This window comes from Micromonospora sp. DT46, from assembly GCF_049841735.1.
GTDB classification, from domain to species: domain Bacteria; phylum Actinomycetota; class Actinomycetes; order Mycobacteriales; family Micromonosporaceae; genus Micromonospora; species Micromonospora reichwaldensis.
On record NZ_JBNCKW010000001.1, the window covers coordinates 53606 to 76866 of the forward strand.

At 73.0% G+C, this 23261-nt stretch carries 22 protein-coding genes and 1 tRNA gene; 13 read left to right on the forward strand and 10 right to left on the reverse strand.

What is annotated here, in order from left to right; translation table 11 throughout:
* The first annotated feature begins 1 nt into the window (after position 1).
* Genes ACLQ20_RS00220 through ACLQ20_RS00235 form a run of 4 tightly spaced genes read left to right on the forward strand, consistent with a single transcriptional unit; the run spans position 2 to position 3029 of the window.
* Positions 2-592, forward strand: a complete 591-nt coding sequence (locus tag ACLQ20_RS00220) for a sigma-70 family RNA polymerase sigma factor (RefSeq protein WP_425853832.1) — start codon at positions 2-4, stop codon at positions 590-592.
* Positions 593-623: 31 nt separating this feature from the next.
* Positions 624-1148 (forward strand): MauE/DoxX family redox-associated membrane protein, encoded by a 525-nt coding sequence (locus tag ACLQ20_RS00225; protein ID WP_151457150.1) that lies wholly within the window; start codon positions 624-626, stop codon positions 1146-1148.
* Entirely contained in the window at positions 1141-1857 is a 717-nt protein-coding gene (locus ACLQ20_RS00230; RefSeq protein WP_425853833.1) for a DsbA family protein, read from the forward strand. Before ACLQ20_RS00225 ends, ACLQ20_RS00230 begins: the two co-directional genes overlap by 8 nt.
* On the forward strand, positions 1854-3029 hold the full coding sequence (locus tag ACLQ20_RS00235; RefSeq protein ID WP_425853834.1) for a hypothetical protein: 1176 nt from the start codon (positions 1854-1856) through the stop codon (positions 3027-3029). Before ACLQ20_RS00230 ends, ACLQ20_RS00235 begins: the two co-directional genes overlap by 4 nt.
* Before the next feature lie 37 nt (positions 3030-3066).
* Here ACLQ20_RS00235 and ACLQ20_RS00240 read toward each other — a convergent pair whose 3' ends face one another.
* From ACLQ20_RS00240 to ACLQ20_RS00255, 4 genes are read right to left on the reverse strand one after another with little or no spacing between them, the layout of a single operon-like run.
* Positions 3067-3834 (reverse strand): energy-coupling factor ABC transporter ATP-binding protein, encoded by a 768-nt coding sequence (locus ACLQ20_RS00240; RefSeq protein ID WP_425853835.1) that lies wholly within the window; start codon positions 3832-3834, stop codon positions 3067-3069.
* Positions 3831-4601: a cobalt ECF transporter T component CbiQ gene (gene cbiQ, locus ACLQ20_RS00245; RefSeq protein WP_151456736.1), complete on the reverse strand. Its 771-nt coding sequence runs from the start codon at positions 4599-4601 to the stop codon at positions 3831-3833. The genes ACLQ20_RS00240 and cbiQ overlap by 4 nt, the downstream gene beginning before the upstream one ends.
* A gap of 7 nt (positions 4602-4608) precedes the next feature.
* Positions 4609-5001: a PDGLE domain-containing protein gene (locus ACLQ20_RS00250; protein ID WP_151456737.1), complete on the reverse strand. Its 393-nt coding sequence runs from the start codon at positions 4999-5001 to the stop codon at positions 4609-4611.
* Positions 4998-5714, reverse strand: a complete 717-nt coding sequence (locus ACLQ20_RS00255; RefSeq protein WP_151456738.1) for an energy-coupling factor ABC transporter permease — start codon at positions 5712-5714, stop codon at positions 4998-5000. Before ACLQ20_RS00255 ends, ACLQ20_RS00250 begins: the two co-directional genes overlap by 4 nt.
* Positions 5715-5958: 244 nt before the next feature.
* Here ACLQ20_RS00255 and bcp point away from each other — a divergent pair, with 244 nt between their 5' ends.
* The 3 genes from bcp (at position 5959) to ACLQ20_RS00270 (ending at position 7192) form a co-directional block, all read left to right on the forward strand.
* Entirely contained in the window at positions 5959-6435 is a 477-nt protein-coding gene (bcp, locus tag ACLQ20_RS00260; RefSeq protein ID WP_151456739.1) for a thioredoxin-dependent thiol peroxidase, read from the forward strand.
* 67 nt (positions 6436-6502) lie between these two features.
* Positions 6503-6585: transfer RNA gene (locus ACLQ20_RS00265), tRNA-Leu, on the forward strand.
* Between the two features lie 67 nt (positions 6586-6652).
* Complete coding sequence (locus ACLQ20_RS00270) at positions 6653-7192, forward strand: GNAT family N-acetyltransferase (protein ID WP_151456740.1); 540 nt, start codon at positions 6653-6655, stop codon at positions 7190-7192.
* 13 nt (positions 7193-7205) lie between these two features.
* On the opposite strand, the gene ACLQ20_RS00275 is transcribed toward ACLQ20_RS00270, so the two are convergent.
* The 6 genes from ACLQ20_RS00275 to ACLQ20_RS00300 form a co-directional block, all read right to left on the reverse strand.
* The gene (locus ACLQ20_RS00275; protein WP_425853836.1) at positions 7206-8186 is read right to left on the reverse strand and encodes an expansin EXLX1 family cellulose-binding protein; all 981 of its coding nucleotides are present in this window, start codon (positions 8184-8186) and stop codon (positions 7206-7208) included.
* A gap of 124 nt (positions 8187-8310) precedes the next feature.
* Positions 8311-9129, reverse strand: coding sequence for an MOSC domain-containing protein (locus tag ACLQ20_RS00280; RefSeq protein WP_425853837.1), 819 nt, complete (start codon positions 9127-9129; stop codon positions 8311-8313).
* Positions 9130-9273: 144 nt separating this feature from the next.
* Positions 9274-10107: a class I SAM-dependent methyltransferase gene (locus ACLQ20_RS00285; RefSeq protein ID WP_327030655.1), complete on the reverse strand. Its 834-nt coding sequence runs from the start codon at positions 10105-10107 to the stop codon at positions 9274-9276.
* Between the two features lie 233 nt (positions 10108-10340).
* Positions 10341-10589, reverse strand: coding sequence for a hypothetical protein (locus ACLQ20_RS00290; protein ID WP_151454407.1), 249 nt, complete (start codon positions 10587-10589; stop codon positions 10341-10343).
* Positions 10590-14528, reverse strand: a complete 3939-nt coding sequence (locus ACLQ20_RS00295) for an ALF repeat-containing protein (RefSeq protein WP_425853838.1) — start codon at positions 14526-14528, stop codon at positions 10590-10592.
* Positions 14529-14736: 208 nt separating this feature from the next.
* A complete protein-coding gene (locus ACLQ20_RS00300; protein ID WP_151454405.1) occupies positions 14737-15297 on the reverse strand; it encodes a hypothetical protein in 561 nt (186 codons plus the stop codon).
* Between the two features lie 354 nt (positions 15298-15651).
* Between ACLQ20_RS00300 and ACLQ20_RS00305 the strand changes: the two genes are divergently transcribed.
* From ACLQ20_RS00305 to ACLQ20_RS00330, 6 genes are all read left to right on the forward strand, one after another.
* Positions 15652-16701, forward strand: coding sequence for an LCP family protein (locus tag ACLQ20_RS00305; protein WP_425853839.1), 1050 nt, complete (start codon positions 15652-15654; stop codon positions 16699-16701).
* Positions 16702-16814: 113 nt separating this feature from the next.
* Positions 16815-18362, forward strand: a complete 1548-nt coding sequence (locus ACLQ20_RS00310; RefSeq protein ID WP_425853840.1) for a sugar transferase — start codon at positions 16815-16817, stop codon at positions 18360-18362.
* A 154-nt stretch (positions 18363-18516) separates the two neighbouring features.
* Complete coding sequence (locus ACLQ20_RS00315) at positions 18517-19455, forward strand: glycosyltransferase family 2 protein (protein ID WP_425853841.1); 939 nt, start codon at positions 18517-18519, stop codon at positions 19453-19455.
* A complete protein-coding gene (locus ACLQ20_RS00320) occupies positions 19455-20522 on the forward strand; it encodes a glycosyltransferase (RefSeq protein ID WP_425853842.1) in 1068 nt (355 codons plus the stop codon). Before ACLQ20_RS00315 ends, ACLQ20_RS00320 begins: the two co-directional genes overlap by 1 nt.
* On the forward strand, positions 20519-21895 hold the full coding sequence (locus tag ACLQ20_RS00325) for a lipopolysaccharide biosynthesis protein (protein WP_425853843.1): 1377 nt from the start codon (positions 20519-20521) through the stop codon (positions 21893-21895). Before ACLQ20_RS00320 ends, ACLQ20_RS00325 begins: the two co-directional genes overlap by 4 nt.
* 31 nt (positions 21896-21926) lie before the next feature.
* Positions 21927-23252 (forward strand): O-antigen ligase family protein, encoded by a 1326-nt coding sequence (locus ACLQ20_RS00330; protein ID WP_425853844.1) that lies wholly within the window; start codon positions 21927-21929, stop codon positions 23250-23252.
* Positions 23253-23261: the final 9 nt, after the last annotated feature.

Sequence of the window (23261 nt, forward strand, 5' to 3'; positions counted from 1 at the left end):
CGTGATCCCCGCCCCGCGCGAGACCTCCGCCGTCAGTCCGACCGGTGACGCGGGCGTCGCTGCGCGGGAGTCGGCGACCGAGTGGGCGCTGGCCGCCCGTGACGGGGACCCCGTCGCCCAGGCCGCCTTCGTCCGGCTGACCCAGGCCGAGGTGTGGCGCTTCACCGCCGCGCTTGTCGATCCGGACAGCGCCGACGACCTGACCCAGGACACCTACCTGCGGGCGTTCCGGGCGCTGCCGGCGTTCGAGGGCCGCTCCAGCGCGCGCACCTGGCTGCTGGGCATCGCCCGCCGGGCCTGCGCCGACCACCTGCGCACGGTCGTGCGTCGCCGCCGGCTCGGCGAGCGGCTCGCCGCCGACGCCTGGACCGACCGGCCGCACCCGGACCCCGCCGGCCAGCTCGGCGCCGCCGACCTGGTCCGCCGGCTGCCCGCGGAGCGCCGCGCGGCGTTCGTGCTCACCCAACTGCTCGGCCTGTCGTACGCCGAGGCCGCCGCCGTGGAGGGGGTGCCCGTGGGCACCATCCGCTCGCGGGTGGCCCGGGCCCGCAACGACCTCGTCGAGGCGGTCGGCGACGCCCTCGCCGGATGACCGGGAACTTCCGCCGGGAACGGGACGACCAATGATCGTGACCGCACCGCACACCCGGGTCGCCCGCTGGCCCGCCGTCCGCCCCTGGCTCGGCGTCGCCGTCCGGCTGGGCCTGGCCGCCGTGTGGCTCGTCGCCGGCGGCAGCAAGGTCGGTGACCTGGCCGCCTCCGGCCGCGCCGTCAACGCGTACCAGGTCATGCCGTACGACCTCGCCACGGTGATCGGCGCGGCGCTGCCCTTCGTCGAGCTGGCGCTGGGCCTGCTGCTGCTCCTCGGCCTGGCCACCCGGCTCTCCGCCGGGGTGTCCGCGGCGCTGCTGGTGGTCTTCATCGTCGGCATCGTCTCGGCCTGGAGCCGGGGCCTCGCCATCGACTGCGGCTGCTTCGGCGCCGGCGGGGAGCTCGCCGAGGGCCAGACCCCGAGCTACCTCCCGGAGATCCTCCGGGACCTGGGATTCCTGGCGCTGGCCGGGTTCCTGCTGATCTGGCCCCGCACCCCCGTCTCGGTGGACGGCTGGCTGGCGGGGGACGCATCCGTGGAGGACGAGGATGAGTAGTCGCAAGGGGCAGAAGGGCTCCGCCCGGATGGTCCGCGAGCAGCTGGCCCGGGAGCGGCGGCGCAAGCGGACGCTCTGGGTCTCCGTGGCCGCCGTGGCCGTCCTGGTCGTCGCCGGCCTGATCGGCTGGAGCGTCTACTCCAGCCAACGCTCCGACGACTTCACCGCGCCGACCGGCTCGACCGAGGACGGCACCGGGGTCGTCGCCGGCTCGGGCCCGGTCACCATCGACATCTACGAGGACTTCCTCTGCCCGGCCTGCAAGCAGTTCGAGCAGGCCAGCGGCCCGACCATCGACCAGCTCATCAGCGAGGGCAAGGTGCGTGTCGTCTACCACCCGGTCGCATACCTGAACCGCTTCTCCAGCACCCAGTATTCGACCCGCTCCTCGGCCGCCTCCGGCTGCGCGGCGGAGGGCGGCCGCTACCGGGAGTACGCCAAGGCGCTGTTCGACCGGCAGCCGCCGGAGGGCGGCGCGGGGCTCAGCGACGGTGAGCTGGCCGACATCGCGGCGGGCACCGGCATCGACCGGGACGGCTTCGCCTCCTGCCTGCGGGAGGGCACCTTCAAGCCGTGGACCGAGCACGTGACGCAGGAGGCCAGCAAGGCCAACATCACCGGCACCCCGACGATCCTGGTCGACGGCGAGGAGATCGCCGACCGCAGCCCGGAGGGGATCAAGTCGGCGGTGGAGGCGGCCGGCAGGTGATCCGCGACCTGGTGACCCGCGCCGGCCTGGTGCTCGCCGGCACGCTGACGGCGACGGTCACGTTCGCCGCCCCGGCCGCCGCGCACGGCGCGGACGCGCCCGACGGCACCGACTACCGCACCGAGGTGACCGCCGTCGCCCCGGCCCGCCCCGGACTGAGCGTACGGGTGATCGAGGCGGGCGCGCGGCTGGAGCTGACCAACACCGGCGACCGCGCCGTCGAGGTGCTCGGCTACTCCGGCGAGCCCTACCTGCGGGTCGGCCCCGACGGCGTGTACGAGAACGTCCGCTCCCCCGCGACGTACCTGAACCGGACCATCGCCGGGGACACGCGGCTGCCCGCCGAGGCGAACCCCGCCGCCGCACCGGACTGGCGACGCGTCGACGACTCCGCCACGGCGCGCTGGCACGACCAGCGGGCACTCTGGCGGGAGTCGGCACCGCCGCCGCAGGTGCGCGCCGCCCCGGACCGGGAGCACCGGGTGCGGGACTGGACGGTGCCGCTGCGCACCGACACCGGGACGGGAGAGATCCGCGGCACCCTCGACTGGGTGCCGCCGCCGGACGCGTACGTCTGGTGGGTGGTCGCCACGGTCGGGCTGCTGGCCGTGGGGGCTCTCGGGCTGTTGCCGGCCCGCTCCGGGCCGGGCGCGCGGGCGCTGGCCGGGCTCGGCGGGCTGCTGGTCGTCGGCGGGGTGGCCGCGGTGGTGTTCACCGTGGGCCGGGAGGTGGACGCCGGTGCGCGGGGCGTGGGCGGGGTGCTGACCGGCCTGCTCGGCGGGCAGGTCTGGGCGCTGCTGACCGGGCTCGGCGCCGTCGCCGCGGGCGTCTTCGCGCTGGCCCGCCGGCCGGCCGCCGACTTCGCGCTGGCGCTGGCCGGGGCCTGCCTGGCGCTCTTCGCCGGGGTGGCCAACGCCGCCGTCTTCGCCCGCGCCGTCGCCCCCGTGCCCTGGCCGGCGACGACGGCCCGGATCCTGGTCGCCCTGATCCTCGTCGCCGGCGCGGGCGCCACGGCAGCCGGTGCCCTCCGCCTCCACGCCGCCCGCCCCACCCCCTCTCCCCCTCCCACCCCCACTCCCCCCACCCCGCCCTCCACCCCCGCCCCGCGCGTCGATCATGGAGTTGTGGCGGGGGACGAACCGGAGCAGAAGAGGTCGGATCGGGCACCATGAGTGCATGATCGACGCCTCGGGGTGGGGCGCGGGGGCGTCAGCGGGGGGTGGGGGTGGGGGTGAAGCCTCGGGGGAGTTCGAGGCGGTGGCTAGCGAGGCGGTCGGCGTCCGCCAGGAGGTCGGCCGTGGGGGCGTCGGCGACGACGCGGCCGGCGTCCAGGATGACCGAGCGGTCGCAGAGCTCCAGGGCGTACGGCAGGTCGTGGGTGACCATCAGCAGCGTCACCGGCAGGGCGCGCAGGATCCCGGCCAGCTCGCGGCGGGCCGCCGGGTCGAGGTTGGACGACGGTTCGTCGAGGACCAGGATCTCCGGGTGCATGGCGAGCACGGTGGCCACCGCCACGCGGCGCCGCTGCCCGAAGGAGAGGTGGTGCGGCGCGCGGTCCCGGTGCTCGCCCATCCCGACCGCGGCGAGGGCCTCGTCCACCCGGGCGGACAGCTCCGCCCCGCGCAGGCCCAGGTTGGCCGGCCCGAACGCCACGTCCTCGGCGACCGTGGGCAGGAAGAGCTGGTCGTCCGGATCCTGGAAGACGATGCCCACCCGGCGGCGTACCTCGGCGAGCGTGGCCCGGTCCTGGCTGACGGTCAGCCCGCCGACGCTCACGCTCCCCTCAGCCGGGGTGAGGATGCCGTTGAGGTGCAGCACCAGCGTGGTCTTCCCGGCGCCGTTGGGGCCGAGCAGCGCCACCCGGTCGCCGCGCGGCACGGTCAGGTCCACCCCGTGCAGGGCGACGTGCCCGTCCGGGTACGCGTAGCGGACACCACGAACGTCCAGGGAGAGGGCGGTCTGCACGGCACCGATCATGTCAGCACGACGGCCGTGGCGGCGATGCCGGCCGCCAGGACCGGCACGGTGGCCGCGACCAGCCACTGCCCGGCGGTCGCCGCGCCCGCGCCCTGCCACACCGCCGGCATCCGCCCGGTGTAGCCGCGCGACAGCATCGCCAGGTAGACCCGCTCGCCGCGTTCGAACGCGCGCAGGAAGAGCGCGCCGACGCCGGTCGCGAAGCCGCGCAACTGCCACAGGAAACGCGGATCGTCGCCCCGGGACATCCGCGCCACCCGCATCCGGCGGGCCTCGCCCACCAGCACGTCCAGGTAGCGCAGCATGAACGTGGCGATCTGGGTGAGGATCTGCGGGCAGCGCAGCCGGTCCAGGCCGACGATCAGGTCCCGGGTCGTGGTCGTCGCGGCGAGCAGCAGCGAGGCGAGCACGCCCAGGGTGCCCTTGGCGACGATGTTCCACGCCCCGAGCAGCCCGTCGGACGACAGGCTCAGGCCGAGCACGTCGACCCGCTCACCGGCGCCGAGGAACGGCAGCGCCACCGCGAACAGCACGAACGGCAGCTCGATCAGCGACCGGCGCAGCAGCCAGCCGGGCCCGACCCGGGCCAGCGCCGCCACCACCGCGACCAGCAGGGCGTACGCGCCGAAGGCCCAGAAGGCCTCGCGCGGGGTGCCGACCACGGCGAGGGTGAACGCCACCATCGCCGCGATCTTGACCTCGGGCGGGAGCCGGTGCACCGGTGACGCGGCGTCCCGGTACAGCACGTGCGCGTGCCCGGCGCCCATCCGGTCGCTACTCCCGACCCGACGCCCCGACGGGGGTGCGGGCGCCCCCGGCCGCGTCCTCGTCCCGGGGGCCGCGGCGGCGGACCAGCCAGAACGCCCCGCCGGCCACCGCGAAGGTGAGCAGCACGCCGAGGACGCCGGACAGGCCGGTGGAGAGGAACTCGTTGTCGATCCCCGCCACCCCATAGTCGGCCAGCGGCCCGCCGACCTCGTGTTCGCGCTCCCGCTGGGCGGGGCAGTTGCCGCCGGTGATGTTGTCGTCGGCGTCGAAGGTGCAGCCCTCGCGCAGCGACGAGTCCAGCCCGTCGGGGTGGGACGAGGCGAAGTTGCTGACCACCCCGGCGAGGAGCAGGGCCACCAGCAGCCCGCCGACGACGAATCCCCAGGAACGCTTCCTCACCGGACACCTCCGACGGCCGGGACGGCGGGCGTGGACGCCGCGCGCAGCCCGCGCAGCGCGTAGACGAGATCGGGCCGCACCTTCGCGACGGTGACCACCGTGGTCGCGGTGATCAGGCCCTCGCCGATGCCGATCAGCAGGTGCACGCCGGCCATCGTGCCGGCCAGACCGCCCAGGTTGCCGCCGAGGTCGGTGGTGCCGCCGAGCTGGTACTGGAGCACGAAGCCCATCGACGCGACCACCACGCTGACCAGCGCGGAGACGAAGGCGGTCACGCCCAGGCCGGCCGGGGTGCGCGGCAGCACCCGGAGCAGCAGCGCGATCAGCAGGTACGCCGCAGCGGTGCCGAGCACAGCCATGTTGGTGATGTTGAGCCCGAGCATGGCCACGCCGCCGTCGCCGAAGACGAGCGCCTGCACGACCAGCACCACGGCCACGCAGAGTGCGCCGACCCACGGTCCCACCAGCATCGCGGCGAGCGCCCCGCCGAGCAGGTGACCGCTGACGCCGGCGGTGAAGATCGGGAAGTTGAGCATCTGCACGGCGAAGATGAAGGCCGCGACGAGCCCGGCCATCGGGGCCAACCGGTCGTCCAGGTCACGCCTGCCGCGCAGGACGCAGAACGTCATCGCGAGCAGCGCCACCGCCGCGAACACCGCCGCGACGGGACCGTCGACGATCCCGTTCGAGATGTGCATCGCCAGGTTCTCCACGCGGCCTCCCACGCGTCGCCCGGCCAGGCCTGGCCGTTGACGTCAGCCTATTTCCCCCGCTTGGCTGTTGCCAAGAGTTGGCAACTGGCGTACGCCCGATTGCGTGTCCGCCGCCGACCCGGCATGCCGGCCGGGGCGGCGTCCCGGCCGGCTCGTTGCGCCGTCCCGGAGGCGGCCAGGACGCGCTCCCGTCGGGGTCGGCGTGCCGTCCGGGGACGGCCGGGGCCGGCGGTAGGGTCGTGCCATGACCGCGCCCGACCGCCTCTCCCCCGGTGACCCCGCGCCCGAGTTCAGCCTTCCCACCGACACCGGCGAGACGCTCTCGCTGACCGACCTGCGCGGCCGCAAGGTCGTGCTGTACGCCTACCCGGCGGCCATGACGCCCGGCTGCACCAAGCAGGCCTGCGACTTCCGCGACTCGCTCGCCTCGCTCCAGGCCGCCGGCTACGAGGTCGTCGGGATCTCGCCCGACAAGCCGGAGAAGCTGGCGAAGTTCCGCGAGCGCGACGCCATCACCTTCCCGCTGGTCGCCGACACCGACAGGTCCGTGCTGACCGCCTACGGCGCGTACGGCGAGAAGCAGTCGTACGGCAGGACGGTGACCGGCGTGATCCGCTCGACCTTCGTCATCGACGCGGACGGCAAGATCGAGCGCGCGCTCTACAACGTGAAGGCCACCGGCCACGTCGCCAAGCTGCGCCGGGATCTCGGGCTGGACTGAGGTCGCCGCCCGCGCCGGGACCGAGCCCACCACCGGATCGGCGCGACACTCTAGACTCAGCGGGTCGGCGGGAGTGGCGTAACGGCAGCCGCGGTAGGTTTAGGTCCTATTGTCCGAAAGGACGTGGGGGTTCGAGTCCCCCCTCCCGCACCGAGCGCCCTGTCGCGCGCGTCACGATCGCGGGTCGGCGCGGGGCCCGCGCGGTCAGGATTACCGGGTGAGCCTGCGCTTCGTCCTCGATCCCGAGCTGACCCCCGAGTTGCGGGAACGGATCGTCGCCCTCTGGGTCGACGTCACCAACGCCGGCGGGGCGGTCGGCTTCGTGCCGCCGGTCACCGTCGCCGACGTACGGCACACGGCGGATCCCACCTTCGCCGGCATCGCGGAGGGCCCGGACCGCCTCCTCGTGGGGTACTCGGGTGAGCGGCCCGTCGCCGCGCTGATCTTCTGCGACAACCGGTTCGACCTGAAGGCGCACTGGTGCGTGCTGAAGCGGGTGATGGTCCACCCGGACACCCAGGGCAACGGGTACGGCGCCGCGCTGATGCGCGAGGCCGAGCGCCTCGGCCGCGGGATGGGCTGGGAGGCGCTGCACGTGACCGTCCGGGACGGGCTGGGGCTCGACCGGTTCTACCGGGGGCTCGGTTACCGGGAGATCGGGCGGCTGCCCGGCGCGCTGCGGGTCGCCCCCGGCGACGACCGCGACGAGATCCTCATGTGGCTGGACCTGACCGCCCCGCCGGCACCCGGGCGCTGAGCCGGGCGCGCCCTCAGCCCCCGCAGGCGCGCGGCGACGTGGACGCGAGCGCGGAAGGCTCGACCGCCGCGTCCGCCACCGGCCGGTCGGGGGACCGCACCGCCGACGGGGTCGCCGGGGCCGTGCCGGTCGGACCGGGCCGGGCCGAGGGGGGCCGCGTGGGCGACGGTGAGCGGGTCGCGGCGGCGCCACCCCGGCCGTACATCCGGACCGTGCCGCGTTGAACCTGCCCCGGCGCCATCCGGACGCCGGTGGCGGTGACCCGGTGACCCCGGGTGTCGGTGACCCGGATCTCGTACGGGCCGGGCCCGGCGCCGGACGGGACGAGCCAGTAGTTGTAGTCCTCCCGCGCCGCCGAGCGCCAGCCACCGGCGCCTACCGGCCGCACCTCGACGGCGCGCAGCGGGTTGCCGTGGCCGGCGACCAGGACGGCGAACCACCACCGCGACGAGCCCTCCTTCATCCGGAAGGTGAGCGGGCCGGTCAGCGGCGGGTCGACCACCGCGCGGTAGCTGACCCGCACGACCCCCTCCGCGGGGTTGGCGATCCGGGCGAACGCCTCCCGGGAGAGGTCGAGGTGCCCGTCGGCGCACTCCGGGCACTGGTCCATGACGAGTACGCGCACGGTGCCCTGCGGGCCGGTCACGTCGAGGTAGCCGCCGCAGGCCGCGCCAGCCGCGTACGCGTCGGGGCCCAACGCGACGTAGAGCCGGTTCGCGGGCGCGGCCGGGTAGGAGCAGTTCCCGCCGGCGCCCTCCGAGTCGTAGAAGGTGGCCTGTCCCTTGTGGACGACGCCGGCGGCGGGCGGCGCGGCGAGGGCCGGCGGCGCGGCGCAGGCGGGGGTGGGCCCGGAGCGCAGGGCCAGGCTGAGGCCGAGCACCGCCGCGAGCACCGCGACACCGCCGACGGCGAGCCGGCGGGGAGCCCGGGAGCGTGGCGCGCGGCGGCGCCCGGGGGCGCGCAGGTCTGCCGTGGGAGCGGTACCGTCGGTCACGCCGGTCGATGCTGCCGTACCGCCGCCGGGGCGGACAAGTCCGCCGGGCCGCCGCGCCGCGCCGAGGGCCGCCACGCGCGAGGGTCCGCCCGCCGGCGCGCGAAGCGAGCCGGCGGGCCGCCGGTCAGTCCTCCACCACCAGTTCGTCGCCGAGCGCGACGCTGCCCGGGGCCGCGGGAACGAGGTGGAGTCCGAACAGGAGCTTCTGCCGGACCTTGCGGTGCCGGGCGAGGGTGCGCAACGGCTCCTTCCCGCGTACCCCCGTCTCCTGGTCGGTGGTGGTGACCACGCAGCGGTCGCACGGCCCGGCGGCGCGGAAGCGGGCGGCGCCGATGCGCAGCCGGCGGCCGACCCAGTCGTCCTCGGCCCAGGCCGGCGCGCCCTCCACCACCAGGTTGGGGCGGAACCGCGCCATCGGCACGGGCTCCTCGCCGGCCTCGGCGAGCCACCCGTTGAGCGCGTCGAGCGAGGCGGCGGTGGCCAGCAGCAGCGGGTAGGCGTCGGCGAAGCTGACCTGCTCACCGGTGTCGTGCTCCCGGTCGCCCGGCGGGATGTGCCGGGTCGGTCGGGCGAGCCAGACCAGCCGGACGGCGCGGCCCAGCAGCGCGCCGATCCAGGCGTCGGCCGCCGGACCGGCGGCGAGCGCCGGCACCGGCAGCTTGCGGTTGCGGAAGGTTCGCACCGCGACGGGTTCGCCGCCGACCGGCTCGGGCACGGCCAGGTCGTCGTGCCCCTCGGCGCGCAGCAGCAGGCCACCGTCGTGGGGCGTGGCGTGCAGGCCGACCAGGCGGGTGGTCTCCCGCTGGGTGACGCCGACGCCGTCCGCGTCGACGATCATCCAGCGCCGGTCGCCAGCCAGGCCCCACGGCTCGACGCCCGCGACGTCGTGGTCGAGCCGGCGACAACCCTTGACGGGGTACGTGTGGATGGCACTCAACCGCATCCGGCAACCCTGCCACGGCCCGCGCGCGACCGTCGCCCCCGCCTGCTCCCGTGCCGGCGTCGTCGCGTGGGACGCCCGTTCAGCGTGCCCCGGCTGGTCGAGGGCCTCCGGCACCTCGCGCCGACCCGGCCCGCACGACCGCGATCACCAGGCGACGCCGATGCCGTCCCCGGGGTACCAGTGGTTGGCGGGGGTCTCCCGGTAGGCGAGGAACCGCCGGCCGGTGCGCTCGGCGTGCTCGGCGAGGACGTTGGTGGCGGTGACGTTGTCGGTGAGCAGGATCGCGCCCGGCGCCAACTTGGTCTCGACGGCCTCGAACTCGCGCTTCTCGTGGGCCCGGCTGTGGTCGCTGTCGTGCAGGAAGAGGTCGACCGGCCGGTCCAGCGCGGCGATGGAGGCGATCGAGTCCCCGATCACCAGGTCGACCACCTCCGACCAGGGCGCGGTGCGGGCGAGGTAGCCGGCCTCCGGGTTGATGTCCAGCGAGGTGACCCGGCCGGGCTGCCCGTCGGCGGCGTTGCGCAACAGCGCGGCGGCGAGCACGCAACTGCCGAGCCCCTTGTCGACGCCGGTCTCGACCACGTGCGTCGGCTTCGTGGCGCGCACGATGGCGTACCACCCGATGCGGCGGGCGTAGCGGACCTGCCGGTCGGCCAGGCCCCGGCGGGCGGCGCCGGCGGTGGCGGACTCGATGTGCCGGCGCAGCGCGTCGTCCGACTCGATCTCGGCGAAGTAAGCGCGGACCTGCTTGACGGGCACGTCGCAGACCACGCTGACGAACCAGGCGAGGTGGTGCCGGCTCAGCTTGGTCAGCTCGTACGTGTAGTTGTGGTGCTCCCGCGAGGTGACCAGCCAGCGGGCCGAGGTGCGCAGCACCTTGGCGTCGTGGCGGACGACGCGGGCCAGGCGCTTGGGGAAGGCCGCGACGGGGGCGAGAGGGGTGCGGGCGATGGCCCGTCGGAGCTTCGTTGCGTCCACGCAAGGGTTCTACCAGCCGCAGGCGGTCAGGTGTAGTGGAAGCTGGCGCCGGCGCCGGTGAAGTGGGCGAGCGGAAGGCGGGGCGGGATGCGCCCGAGCGGGAGCGCCTCGAACCAGAGGCACTCCCGCTCGGGAGGTTCACCATCACAGACGCCCAGCGATCGGTTCAGCGGGTCACATCACCCAGGCCGTCCGAACTCGTACGTCCGCTCGGAGGAGACAGGTATCAGCGATCACTTCAGTGGAGTGCGGATCTCCGCCCGAAGTTCAGCCAGGCCCTCGTCGCCACCCTTCGCCTCGGCCCAGGCAATGATCTTCAGGACGTCGGGCAGGGGCAGGCCGAACTCCTCTCGCGCCGCGCGCCCCGCCTGGATGTACCGGCCTTCGCCGTGATCTCTGATGGCACGCGCCACGTCGCCGATGTCGCCGCCCTCGTTCACGATCCGGCGAAGGAACGGATGCCACTCGTCCCATACGATCACTTATGGCCTCCCGAAGGTGATCCGCACCGGCTTGTCCGGAAGAACCTCCTGATCGACGTGGAGAATCTTCGTGTAGCCGTGCTCACGCGCCATCTTTCCGGTCCAGGTCGCCCATGCCGCCTCTGTAGGAGTCTTTCCGGCGGCAAGCGCGGCGGCGAAGGAATCCTTGTTGGAGTCCACGAGGTTACCTTCAACCGTCTTCACGCGGCTCCCGAACAGCGACATGATCCGAATGAAGATGTCTCTGCCTCGGACGGGGGACCCCTCTGTGACCTCGACCAGCATCCAGAGACCGCCCTTGTCGTCGAGATAGGCGTCGAACAGGCTCCTGCTCTCCGGATGCCGCCACTCGTATTCGGCCTCCCGTACCGTTTCGACGCCACACCCTGGCGCGGATTGCGGTGCCGCCAGAGAGATCTGCCGTGCGTCGTGAACGACCGACGGGGCAGGGGCGGTGGCCGTGGAGGCACCGACTGGGGCGAGAAGCGCGACACCTGCGAGGGTGACGGCACTGCCACGCCACAGGCAGGAGGTGACCTCCACCATCTTCAGCCGGATGGCGTTCACCGCCTTCAGCTCCGCCTGCGCCTTCTTGGCGTTCTGGTTGGCGATGTAGAGAGCACGGGCGCTCTGGAAGCCAGCGCTGATGAGCTTCGCGGCACCGAGGAACACCAGGGTTTCGAGCGCTGTCTGGCCGAGTTTGAGCAGGGTCTGCGCGAGGGTCTGATCCCCGTTGATCAGCTTGTAGACGTTGAGCCCGACCTCGCCGACGGTGAGCAGAGTCCCCGCGACGGCTCCGCAGACGACGGTGGCGACGCAGAGCACGATGGCGAGCGCCCCGACCGGAGCGAGAGTGGCGACGAGCCCCTTCACCAACTCGACGAAGAAGATCAGCGGCTGCATCCCCTTGAACTCGGGGTCGAGGGTGGAGTGGATGCAGTTCTGGTAGAGCTGGCTGCCCTGGGGATAGATGTCGCACAGGGCGGCGTTGGTGTAGGCCCGGTTGGCCAGCTCCGCAGGGTCGGGAACGACGTTGGCGACGCAGTTGCGGTACCACTCGTGCTGCGTGCCGCTCAGAATCCTCTCGAGCTCGACGATGGGATCGGCCGCATACTCCGTGTGGCACTTCGCGATCTCGAGGCCCTGGGCGTGGGAGTACGTGTCGTACGCCTGCTTGGCGGCGGCGACGGCGGCGTTGGCGTCCTCCCCGGCGGCCCTGGCCGAGTCGTACGCACGCTTGGCGGCGGCGTTGGCCTCGGCAGCAGCCTTGATCGCCTTCTTGTGCGAGGCGACCGCCCAGGCGGCGGACCGGATGGCGCTGCGGGCCGAGGCGTTGGCCCGGGTGGACGCGTCCTTGGCGGTCGCGACAGCGGCTGCGGCCTTCTGCACCGACTGAGCGGCCTGGCTCGCGTAGCCCCTCGCCTTGTTCGCGTAACCCTCCGCCTTGTCCGCCGAGAGAAGCGCGTCCCGGGCGTGCTGCTCGGCCAGAGCGGCGTCGTTACGCGCCCGTGCCGCGACGGCCTGCGCCTCGAACGAGTTCGTCACGGCGGTCTCTGCGACCTCGTTGATCCGCTCGAGGAGGCTGCCGACGACCGTGAGGTGAATGGCGTTGTCGTAGTCCCGCTCGGCGGCGATGTACCGGCCGCTCTCGAGGAATTCCCGCAGGCCGGGCGCGGGCCCGTCCAGAGCGATCTGGGCTGCGGCCTTGAGCTCCGGTCCACTGGCCGGGTCGGCGATGACCTGGTTGACCCGCACACGCTCACCGATGGCGGCAGCCGTGTACTGGCCGGTGTCCAGGAAGTCGCGCAGAGCCTGCAGGGTGTCGGCGTCCAGCGCCTCCTGTGCCTTCTGCTCGAGCACGACATCACCAGCGGTGCGGGCGGCAGCGAGGATCTGGTTGACCTTCAGCCGATCCTGCGTGTAGCGCCCCGGGTAGTTCTGGGTGCGCAGGAACTGCGCGACCACCGCGTCGCTGCCGGCCAGCGCGGCCAGCGCCGCGTCCCGCAGTGCGGTGTTCTCGGTGATCGCCAGGTCCATGACCGCCTGGCGGTTGTCCCGGGCCTCGGTGGCGGCGAGCCCCGTCCGGACGAACGCGACCGCCTGCTCATCGCTGCCTGCCAGGGCCGCCATGGCAGCCTGCTGCGTCCAGGCACCCCGCGACGACGTGAGGTTCAGCGCAACCTGGCGGCTGGCGGCGACGGCCCTGGCCGGCGCAGTGGCGGGGTTCTGGACCTCGGCGATCAGGCTCCTGGTCTCCGCATCCCGCTTCGCCGCCTGCTCGACGTCCCAGTCGCCCGCGCGCTGCTGGGACTCGTACTCGGTGTTCGCCGCCTGCGCGGCCTCCAGCCCCTGGTCCCGGGAGACCGCCAGCCGCTCCACGTCGGCCTCGCGGGCCGCCTCGTAGACCGCCGCCGCCTGCACGCCGGCGTTCACCGCGTCCGTGGCAGCCTGCGTCGCCGCGTTGGCGTACTCGGTGGCGCGCCTCGCCGCCTCTGCCGCCTCTCCGGCATGGTCGGCCGCGAAGATCGCGGCCTGCGCCGCAGCCCGGGCGTTCACCGCCGCACGCTTCGCGGCGTCGCGGGCCGCGTAGGCGGCATTGATCGCCACCTGGAGGTACTTCTCCGCGGCGGCTGCCGCCCTGGTGGCCCGGTCGGCGTTGGCCCGGGCCTGGTTGGCTGCGGCCACCGCCTCCCGGGCGTCCGCGCCGGCGCTGTTGGCGTGCCTGGCGGCGTCGTCGTTCGCGGCCGCGGCCGACCTCGCGTGGGCGGCGGCCGATTTTGCCGCTGCCACGGCGTCCCGGCCCGCCTCGATCGCCTTACCGGCCGCGTCGGCCTTCTTGGCGAATTCCTCCGCGTCCCGGGCCGCCGCGTTGGCCTGCTCCGCCTTCGCGCGGGCGTCCGCCGCCTTCGTCCTGTCCGTCGCCGCGTCGGCGGCTGCCTTGTATGCCTTGGTCGCCGCCTGACCGGCCTTCGAGGCCGCGGACGCCGCTCGCGCGGCGGCGGTCGAGGCGGCCCGTGCCGCACGGCTCGCGGCGGCGGCCGCCTGCACGGCGACCTTCGCCGCCTGCGCCGCCTTCTGCGCCGCGACTGCGGCTCGCCTGGCCTGTGCGGCAGCCTCCTTCATGTTCGACCTCGCGGCCTCGGTGGCCCGCGCAGCGTCCGCTGCGGCCCGCCGGGCGGCAGCGGACGCGGCCTTCGCCCGGTCCGCCTCCTGCGTGGCGTGCTTCGTCTCCCTGGCGGCCACCTCGCCCGCGGCCTGCGCCTGGGCCAGCAGACCGGTAAGGGTGGCGACCTCCTCGTCCTGGGCCGCCGCCACCGACCAGCCGTACGCCAGGAAGGTCTCGAGCGCCTCCGGCGTCCCGGCGTCGAGCGCCTTCTGCCCGGCCGCGCGGACCTGCGGTCCTCCCGTGGCCATCGCCTGGTTGATCCGCAGCCGCTGATCGGTCTGCCACTGCAACTGCCAGCCGGAGTCGAGGAACGCCCGCATCACCGCCGGGTTCTCGGAGTCGAGGGCCTGCTGCGCCGCCTCGCGGACCTGATCGCCCCCGACAGCCATCACCTGGTTGACCGACAGCCGAGTGTCGATGTCGGAAGGCCCCTGCCAGCCATGCGAGAGGAACGCCGAGACCGCCTCCAGGTCGCCGGCGTCGGCGGCGTCCAGTGCCTGTTTGGCGGCGGCCCGCACGGAGGGCCCGCCTTCGCCGACCACGCCGGCCACCGCGTCGAGTTCGTCGAATCGCTGGGCCTTCTCCAGACCACCGTTGAGGAACTCACTGACCTGCGCGTCGGTGCCGAGCAGCGCGATCTCGGCCGCCGCCCGGACCTGCATTCCCCCCGACTTCCAGGCGTTGACGACCAGCGCGCGGTCCGGGGGGACCGCCGGGTCCTCGGCCCGAGCGGGCGTGGCTCGCAGGAAGCCGGTGAGCAGTGCCAGCACCATGAGCGCTGCGACGAGCGCTCGGCGTCGGACCGCGCCCGGAAGAGGAGGTTTGGATAGGAAAACACCAGGTGACGTACTCACGGTCACTCCGATCCCCGTTGGATGATGCGCAGGACTGGCCCGTGCCGCAGTGGGACGAGCCGAGGAGCACCTCGACGGTTCGGACCGTCGAGGTGCTCGTGTTCAAGGAAGACGCGACCGGCTGACGTCAGCCGGTCACCGTGAGCCGAAGGAGCATCGTGGGCGAAGCGGTCGGGTCGGCGCCCAGGCCCACCTGGGTGCTGCCGTCCGGGTCCACGTCGACGGTGATCTCCTCGCCCTCGTCGCTCTCGAGCTCGGCGGTCACCTCGTGGCCCGTGCCCGTGCGCTGACCGTCACCGCGGATCTCGTACACCCCGGGAACCTCGAGCTCGAGCCACCCGGACGGAGAAGTCACCTTGAAACAGACGCGTCCGATGCCGTCGGCGCCGATCTGCTCGTCGGTGGTCCGGACCTTCAACAGGCCGATGTCGCCGACCGGCGGCGTGGCGCAGTCGACCAGGAGGATGTGCCCGTCGCCACGGATCAACTTGACGTTCTGCGTCGCGAGGATCTCGGCGGCGTTCGGGTACTTGAAGTCCTCGACGATCGATCCGCCGTTGGTCTCGGTCGGTACGTCGGTGGGATCCGCCGCGAGGGCGCCTCCCACCCCGACCGCACCGCCCGCGAGGACCACGACTGCCGTCGCGGCGCCGATCAGCACGCCTCTCGACCGGATGGACAGTTTCATGCATGCGCTCCTGTCTGGAAGTGGAGTGCCCGAAACCATCCAGTCGCCCGAAATAGCCACACCCGACAGCCCTGACCGTCGGTGCCCCCGTCGGCCAACGAGACGATCGCGAAGCGCCGTAACCGTAGAGTCACCCGACTCCCGACCGCAGCCCCAGCAGACAATGAGGACATTCGACGTCTGCACGCGAGCCACCGCGTCGCTGTGGGGGCCCACCGCCGCGCTGGCCGCGGACGGACTCGCCGTCCGGGCCCTGAGGTCGCATGACGAGGTGGACGGGTCTGCACGGACGGGGGCCGGCCATCAGCCGGATGAGGGTACGCGCACGTCCTCGCGGATAAGTAGCATCGCGCCATGCCAGTTCCACAACAGTTCGTCGAGCCGGACGCGGTCGCCGACCAGACCGAACCCCAGCCGGGCAAGCACGCGAAGCCTCGGCGCCGGTGGCGACGCGTCGCCCTCATCAGCCTGCTGGTGGTGGCGCTGCTCGGCGGCGGTGGCATGATCGCCGGAGGGCTCTACCTGCGTTCGGTGGAGTCGGACATCGAGCGCGTCGACGCATTCGCGGACGTGCCCGAGGCGGGGCGCCCGCAGACGGTGGCCAAGGGCGCGATGAACATCCTGATCCTGGGCAGCGACACCCGCGACCCGGAGAGCACGTCGGGCTCGCGCACCGACACGATCATCCTGGCCCATCTGCCGAAGGACCGGTCGAGCGCCCAGCTCATCTCGATCCCCCGGGACACCTGGGTCGCCGTGCCCCGGTCCAAGGAGGGCAACCAGGGCGGCCGGGACGCGAAGATCAACGCAGCGTACGCGTGGGGTGGCGTGCCGCTGATGGTGCAGACCGTCGAGAAGTTCACGAGCGTGCGGATCGACCACGTCATGATGGTCGACTTCGCGGGGTTCAAGGAGATCATCGACGCCCTGGGCGGCATCGACATCAACGCGGAGAAGAACTTCACCTCGATCCACCCCCCGTTCCGTACCTTCCGGCAGGGGATGCAGCGGATGGACGGCGAGACGGCACTCGACTACTCGCGCCAGCGCAAGCAGTTCCCCGACGGGGACTTCGCCCGCATCCGACACCAGCAGCAGGTCATCAAGGCCATCCTTGACCGGGCCGTGTCCGGGGGCATCGTCACGAACCCGGGAAGGTTGAACTCCTTCGTCAAGGCCACGTCGAATGCCGTGTCGGTGGACGAGAACATGTCCCTGCTGAGCATGGCGACCGACCTGCGCGGCCTGCGCGGCAACAACCTGCGCTTCATCACCAGCCCGACCAAGGGCACCGGCCGGGTGGGTAGTGAGAGCGTCGTGTTCGCGAACACCGACAAGGCCAAGTCCTTCTACGACGCGGTCCGGCGTGACGCCGTAGCAGACATCCTCAACGCCGGAAAGTAGGAGGTTGGACTGCCCGATGCGGCTCTGGTGGGCCGCCCGCCCTGGTCGTATCCTTCGTTCGCCTCGAAGCCGCCGTGTGCCGCCCCGAGGCAGTCAACGGGGAAGGACCAACCATGTCCAGGCAACAGGCGATGGGCCACCACGCCACGACACCGCAGCGCGATGAGGTGGCGGCACGAGACATGGCAGTGGGGGTGAGCGACGAGGCCGACGCCGCAGGCGGTGCCACCGGTTCGCTGCCCACCTCCACGCCACCGGCAGGCGGTCAGGCGAGCGGAGCGCCCCGACCCGGCCTCGACGTGACGGCGGTGCTGCCGTACGCCAGTTCCCGCGCGTCCACGCGCACCCGGGGGCTGCGGGCCTGGATGATGACGGCCCCCGTCGACGTGGCCGCCCTGCTGGCGCCCCTGCTGTTCAGCCACCAGTACTGGCGCGGGACGCTGGGCATGGCCGGCCTGACGGTGGCCATCTTCGCGGCGGGCGGGCTCTACCGGGCCCGCCGCCACGTGAGCATCCTCGACGAGCTGCCCAGCCTCTGCGGACGGCTGCTCGCGTCCGCGGCCGTGGTCACCATCATCGCGGCGCTGCGTCACGACTCCGCCGACTACGTGGGCGGGTTCGCGCGCGGGGTGATCATCGCGGCCGGGCTGGTCCTCGTCGGTCGCGCCTTCTCGCGGGAGTTCGCCACCATCGCGCGCAAGCGTCGGTGGGTGGAGCACAACGCCATCATCATCGGCAGCGGCCCGATCGCCGTGGAACTCGCCCGGCTGCTGCGCCGCTACCCCCAGTACGGGCTGCGCTTCGTCGGCTGCGTCGACTCCACGCCCCCGCAGACGCCGACGGCGCTCCCACTGATCGGCACCCTGGACCAGCTGGAACCGCTCGTCCGGATGGTCGAGTGCGACGTGCTCATCATCGCCGACCCGATCTGCCCGGAGCTGACCCTGATGGAGGTCCTCCGCCAGCCCCGCAGCGCGAGCTGCGACCTGTGGGCCGTGCCGCGGCTCTGGGGCTCCCGCTCGCACGGCGACCACATCGGTGCGATCCCCATCGTCAAGGTCGGCGACATCACTCTGTCCGGGCCCCGCTGGGCGCTCAAGCGCGCATCGGACATCGCCTTCGCCGCCACCGCGTTGCTCCTGCTGAGCCCCGTGCTGCTGCTCTGCGCGATCGCGACGCTCCTCGACGGCGGTCCCGGCATCTTCTTCTACCAGGAACGGATCGGCCGCCACGGCAAGCCGTTCCACATCATCAAGTTCCGCTCGATGCGTCCCGTCGACGAGCACGAGTCACAGACGAACTGGTCGATCGCGCACGACCAGCGCGTCGGACCGATCGGCCGCTTCATGCGCCGCACGTCGCTGGACGAACTGCCGCAGCTCTGGAACATCCTGCGGGGCGACATGAGCGTCGTCGGGCCCCGGCCCGAGCGGCCGTTCTTCGTCGAGAAGTTCTCGGCCGAGTACCCCAACTACGCCATGCGTCACCGGGTCGCGGTGGGGCTCACCGGGCTGGCGCAGGTCAGTGGCCTACGCGGCGACACCCCGATCTCCGACCGGGCACGGTTCGACAACTACTACATCGAGAACTGGTCGCTGTGGCTCGACGCCAAGGTGCTGATCCGGACGGTGTCCGAAGTCTTCCGCGGCGGTGGTCGCTGAGCCGTTGAGCGGGGGCCGTCCCCTCGACGGCCACCCCGACCGGGGACTCCGCGGGCACCCTGGCCCCGGCCCCCACAGTCTGCTGTTTCCTGTGCGCGCTCGCCGTCCACCGCGCGCCGAGTGCTTGGAGAGTCAATTGCCGGACGTTTCGGTCGTGATCCCGACCACGGGCAGGCCCAGCATCGCGGAGGCGGTGCTGGCGGCGCGCGGGCAGCAGGGGGTGTCCGTACACATCGTGGTCGTGTGCGACCTGGCCGAGATTCCCGCGTCCGTGCAGGAACTGCGGGGCCACGTGGACGAGATCGTGTGCACCGGCGGGGGCCGGCGGGGCTCGCACGCGCGCAACCTCGGGGTCGCGCACGCCGCCCCGGGCAGCCACGTGGCGTTCCTGGACGACGACGACACCTGGCTCCCGACGAAGCTGGCGATCCAGGTACCGGTGGTCGACCGGCTGGCCGCCGAGGGCTGGCTGCCCGTCGTGTCGTCCCGGATCCTGCAACGCAAGGCCGGCGCCGTTCCCCTCCCGACCGCCGCCCCGGAAACGCTGATCAGCGACGGCATGCTTCCCGAGGACTACCTCTTCCGCCGCCGGCACCTCGGCGTCGGCCGCCAGTCGCTGCCCACCTCCACCCTGGTGACCACCCACGAACTGGCCACCCGGTGCCCGTGGGACGAGACGCTGCCCCGGCACCAGGACTGGGACTGGCTGGTGCGGGCGGCTCGCCTGCCCCGCGCCAGGATCGTGCAGGTGGAGGAGGCCACCGCCGTCTACACCGTGGGCAGCCCCGGCTCCATCTCCGCCCGTGCCGACTGGCGCCAGTCGTGGGAGTGGGCCAAGCGGTGGGAGGGCGTGTGGTCCCCCGAGACCTTCTCCGACTTCATCGCCGCGCAGACCCTCCGCTACGCCCTCCAGTCCCGCGACGGGCAGGGCGTACGGGAGATGGTGCGCGCCATTCGCCGGAACTCGCCGCTGTCGGCCCGTAACGCGGTGCTGGCCGCTCTCGGCCTCGTGCCGCGGGCCACCCTGGAACGGGTGGCGATGCGCAAGTCCCGCGTCGCCGCCGGTGCCCGCCCGACCGACGGAGAACGCTGATGCGTCTGCACTTCGTGCTGCCCCAACTGGAGCCCTTCTACGGCATGGAGCGGGCGGCCGCGCTGCTCATGCAGGGCCTCCGGGCGCAGGGCGTGGAGGTCTCGGCGACCGTGATGTCGCGGGGGATCCCGGCCGGCCTCGGCGATCTGCCGATCGACACCCTCAACCTGGGGTCCCGGATCACCCGCCTGATGGAGGCGGTGCCGCCGCTGCGCCGACGGTTGCAGGCCCTTCCCAAGGACGTCGAGATCGTGGCCAGCGGCCTGTGGGGAAGCGTGCCGGCGGGCGCGGCGCTCACCGGCTCCGGCAGGAGCTTCGTGGCATGGGAACACTCCCTGCTCCCGGAGCGGCTGCGCATCGACCGCAGGGTGCGGACGCTCGCCCGGGTCACCCGGGTCGGTGTGCTGCGGCCCCGGCTCGTCGTCGCCGTCTCGGGGGGCGTCGCGAGGACCCTACGGCACCTCGCACCGGAGCAGCCCGTCGTCACCATCACCAACCCGATGCCACTCACCCCGTTCGTCGCGCCCCGGGCCGTCGTCGACCCGCGCAGGATCCAACTCCTCACCACCGCGGCCTTCCGTCCGTACAAGAACCACTCCTGCGCCCTGTCCGCCCTCGCCCTCCTGCCCGAGACCTACCACCTGACGCTGGCCGGCGACGGCGAAGAACGCGAACTGCTCCAGAACCAGGCGCGTGACCTGGGCCTGGAGGGCCGCGTGACGTTCCTGGGCCGGGTTCCCGGCGTCGGTGGGCTCCTCGCCGAGGCCGATCTGCTGGTGCACCCCTCCCGAGCCGAGACGTTCGGGTTCAGCCTGGTCGAGGCGGCCGAGGCCGGCCTGCCCGTCGCCACGCTGCCGGTGCCCGCGCTGGACGAGTTGATCCCGACGCTGGTGCCGGGGACGCTGGCGGCGGAGCCCACCCCCGTGGCGCTCGCGGAGGCGGTGCGGAGGATGACGCAGGAGGGGCGTCCCACCCACGCCGACTTCGAGAAGGCCTGGCACGCACGCTGCGCGGCCCTCGATCCCGCCGTGGTCAGCCGCCAGTGGGTGGAGGCGTTGCAGCGGTGACGCTCGCCCGGGGCACGGCCGGGTCCGTGGCGGCCCCCGAAGGTGCCCGCCCGCGATCGCACCGGCGGAGGTCCTCCCTGTCCGGCCGGGGCGACGGCTTCCTGCGCAAGTCCGGGAAGTTCTTCACGGGGACCCTGCTACGCACCATCGCGCAGGGCGCGCTCTTCGTTCTGCTCGCGCGGGAGATGCCGATCGACACCTACGGGTTGTTCGTCGGCATCACCGCGCTCATCGCCGTGGTGTCGCCGTTCGCGTCGGCCGGGGCGCCGAGCCTGATCTTCCAGAGCTACGCCGACTCGCCGTCCGACTGGCCCCGCCATCTCGCCCGGGGCCTGCTGCTCACCCTCGTCTTCGGCGCGGGCGCGACGGTCCTGGTGACCGCCGCGGGGGTGGCCATCTGGGGCGCCCAGGTGAGCGTGGTCGCGGTCGCCTGCCTCGCCTTCGCCGACCTGGTGGCGTGGCGCCTCGTCGAGGTCGTGGCCGCCTCGGTGCAGGCCCGGGGCCAGGTCTTCCTCGCCTCGGTCATCCCCGCACTCCTGCACGTGTGTCGGTTGGCCGGGGCGCTGGCCCTGGGCATCGCGGCTGCGGAACCGATGACGCTGTACGGCTGGGCGACCCTGTCGGCCGTCATCTCCGCCGTCATCAGCGTGCTCGTGATCGGGTTCGGGCTGCGCGGCGCGGGCGGGTTCGGCTTCGACATCCGCGGAGCGCTGGGGCAGGCCCGGACCGGGATGCTGTTCGCCGTGGGGCTGTCGGCCCAGACCGTCTACAACGACCTCGACAAGGTCATGCTGTCGCGACTGAGCACCCCCGAGAGCGCCGCCATCTACGCGGCGGCGTACCGGGTGGTCGACTTCGCGTACACCCCCGGCCGTTCCATGGCGGCGGTCGCGTACCCCAAGTTCTTCGAGGCCGGCCGGGACGGGACCCGGGCCGCCTTCGCCCTCACCCGACGGCTGCTGCCGCGCTACCTGATGTTCAGCGCGCCGGCCAGCCTGGCGCTCGTCGCATTCGCGTGGACGATGCCGTACGTCTTCGGGGCCGAGTTCGCGGCGGCCGAGACGGCGCTGCAGGGGCTGAGTGCGCTGCTCGTGCTGAAGGCGCTGCACTACCTCGCGGCCGACACCCTCTCGGGCAGCCGGATGCAGGGCCGCCGTACGGTGTGTCAGATCGCGGTCGGGGTCGTCAACGCGTTGCTGAACGTCTGGCTCATCCCCGCCTACGGTTGGCAGGGAGCCGTCGTCTCCAGCCTGGTCTGCGACGCGCTCCTCTGCGTACTGCTGTGGGGCTGCCTCGCCGCCGCCCTCCGCCGGCAGCCGCCCGGTGACGCCGTGCCGGCCGCCGGTCCGACGTCGTCGAGAGAAAGGGCCTGAGTTGGTCGGCCTCTTCGGTTTCCTGCTGACGGTGAGTGGTCTCACGGTTGCCGTCTGGCTGGTCCGTGCCCGGCGGCAGGTCACCGCGTCCTTCGGCGGCGGCGCACCGGCGGTCGCCCTCATCGGGTTCGCGGTGCTCACCAACGCCGCGCCCGTGCTCGCCGGCGACCGCAGTTCCGCGCTCATCGGGCTGCTGGTGCTGTGCATGCTGGTCTGGCTGGTCGTGTCCGGCCGCCGCAGCCTGCGCGGCTCCACCGACATCTGGCGCCGGATCAGCCTGCTGATGGCCGGTGCGCTGCTCGCCTGGTGTTTCGCCGTGGACAGCCTCAGTGGTGCCGGGCTCTACGGCTCGAGACTCGCGGCGTACGGGGCGTCCGCGCTGCTGCTGCTCGCCGTGGCCCTGCTGTCCCGGGACACCGCCCTCACCAACCGGGCGATGGCCTGGACGGGGCTGGCCGTCCTGTCGGTGATGACGATCCCGACCCTCTTCTCCGGGCAGTCGTGGCGGGCGTGCACCGCCGGAAAGCTGGAGAAGTGCTCGATGGCGGGGGCACTGTTCAAGAGCTTCTACGACTCCGAGAACTACATCGCCATGCTCGCGTCGTTCACGCTGGTCGCCAGCCTCTGCGCGATGCGGAGGCTGGAACTGCTGGCATCGGCGTCCTTCTGCCTGCTGATCATCGTCGCCACGGGCTCGCGAACCAGCTACCTGGCCCTCGCCGCCGCCGGCCTCTGGCTGCTGGGCAGCCTCGTCCTCGAACGGTGGCGGCAGTTCCTCCGGATCAGCTTCCCGCTCTGCGTGGCCCTGGTGGTGGCCGCCCTCGGGCTGGCCACCTACCTGACGTGGACGGCGTCGAAGACCACCCTGAGCAATCGCGGCAACATCTGGATGGCCGCCCGCGAGTACATCGCCGGCACGGAGGCGACCGGCGTCGGGGTCTCCAAGTGGTACTACCTGCGCGACGTCGGCGAGGCGCCCACCCACTTCTTCCACTCGGGGTACGTCCTGGTCATCTTCGCCGGCGGCCTGGTCGCGCTGACGCTGTGGGGCCTGTGGGCGGCGACCCTGCTGCACGGGAGCGTCACCGACGGTCGGGCCTTCTCCGCGAAGGCGCCCGTCGTGCTGCTCGTCATCTACTCGTTCACCGAGGTCACCTGGAACCCGCTCTCGGTCGACGGGCTGTCGTGGATCTTCATCACGCTCATGCTGACCTCCTCGGCGTCCGCCACGGCGGACCCGGTACCGGCCACCGGGCCGGTGGACGCCGCCGACCGGCCGGACGGACGGTGGGCGGCGCTGCGGAAGCTGACGCCGTGGCACGCGCAGGGCCGGACCGGCGCGCTGACCGATCGGTGAGCCCGCGGG

Bases quoted from the DNA above. Each gene is read 5' to 3' on its own strand.
- ACLQ20_RS00225 (WP_151457150.1), top strand. From the start codon at position 624: ATGATCGTGACCGCACCGCACACCCGGGTCGCCCGCTGGCCCGCCGTC.
- ACLQ20_RS00230 (WP_425853833.1), top strand. From the start codon at position 1,141: ATGAGTAGTCGCAAGGGGCAGAAGGGCTCCGCCCGGATGGTCCGCGAG.
- ACLQ20_RS00240 (WP_425853835.1), bottom strand. From the start codon at position 3,834: ATGATCGGTGCCGTGCAGACCGCCCTCTCCCTGGACGTTCGTGGTGTC.
- cbiQ (WP_151456736.1), bottom strand. From the start codon at position 4,601: ATGGGCGCCGGGCACGCGCACGTGCTGTACCGGGACGCCGCGTCACCG.
- bcp (WP_151456739.1), top strand. From the start codon at position 5,959: ATGACCGCGCCCGACCGCCTCTCCCCCGGTGACCCCGCGCCCGAGTTC.
- ACLQ20_RS00280 (WP_425853837.1), bottom strand. From the start codon at position 9,129: ATGCGGTTGAGTGCCATCCACACGTACCCCGTCAAGGGTTGTCGCCGG.
- ACLQ20_RS00295 (WP_425853838.1), bottom strand. From the start codon at position 14,528: ATGGTGCTGGCACTGCTCACCGGCTTCCTGCGAGCCACGCCCGCTCGG.
- ACLQ20_RS00300 (WP_151454405.1), bottom strand. From the start codon at position 15,297: ATGAAACTGTCCATCCGGTCGAGAGGCGTGCTGATCGGCGCCGCGACG.
- ACLQ20_RS00305 (WP_425853839.1), top strand. From the start codon at position 15,652: ATGCCAGTTCCACAACAGTTCGTCGAGCCGGACGCGGTCGCCGACCAG.
- ACLQ20_RS00310 (WP_425853840.1), top strand. From the start codon at position 16,815: ATGTCCAGGCAACAGGCGATGGGCCACCACGCCACGACACCGCAGCGC.
- ACLQ20_RS00320 (WP_425853842.1), top strand. From the start codon at position 19,455: ATGCGTCTGCACTTCGTGCTGCCCCAACTGGAGCCCTTCTACGGCATG.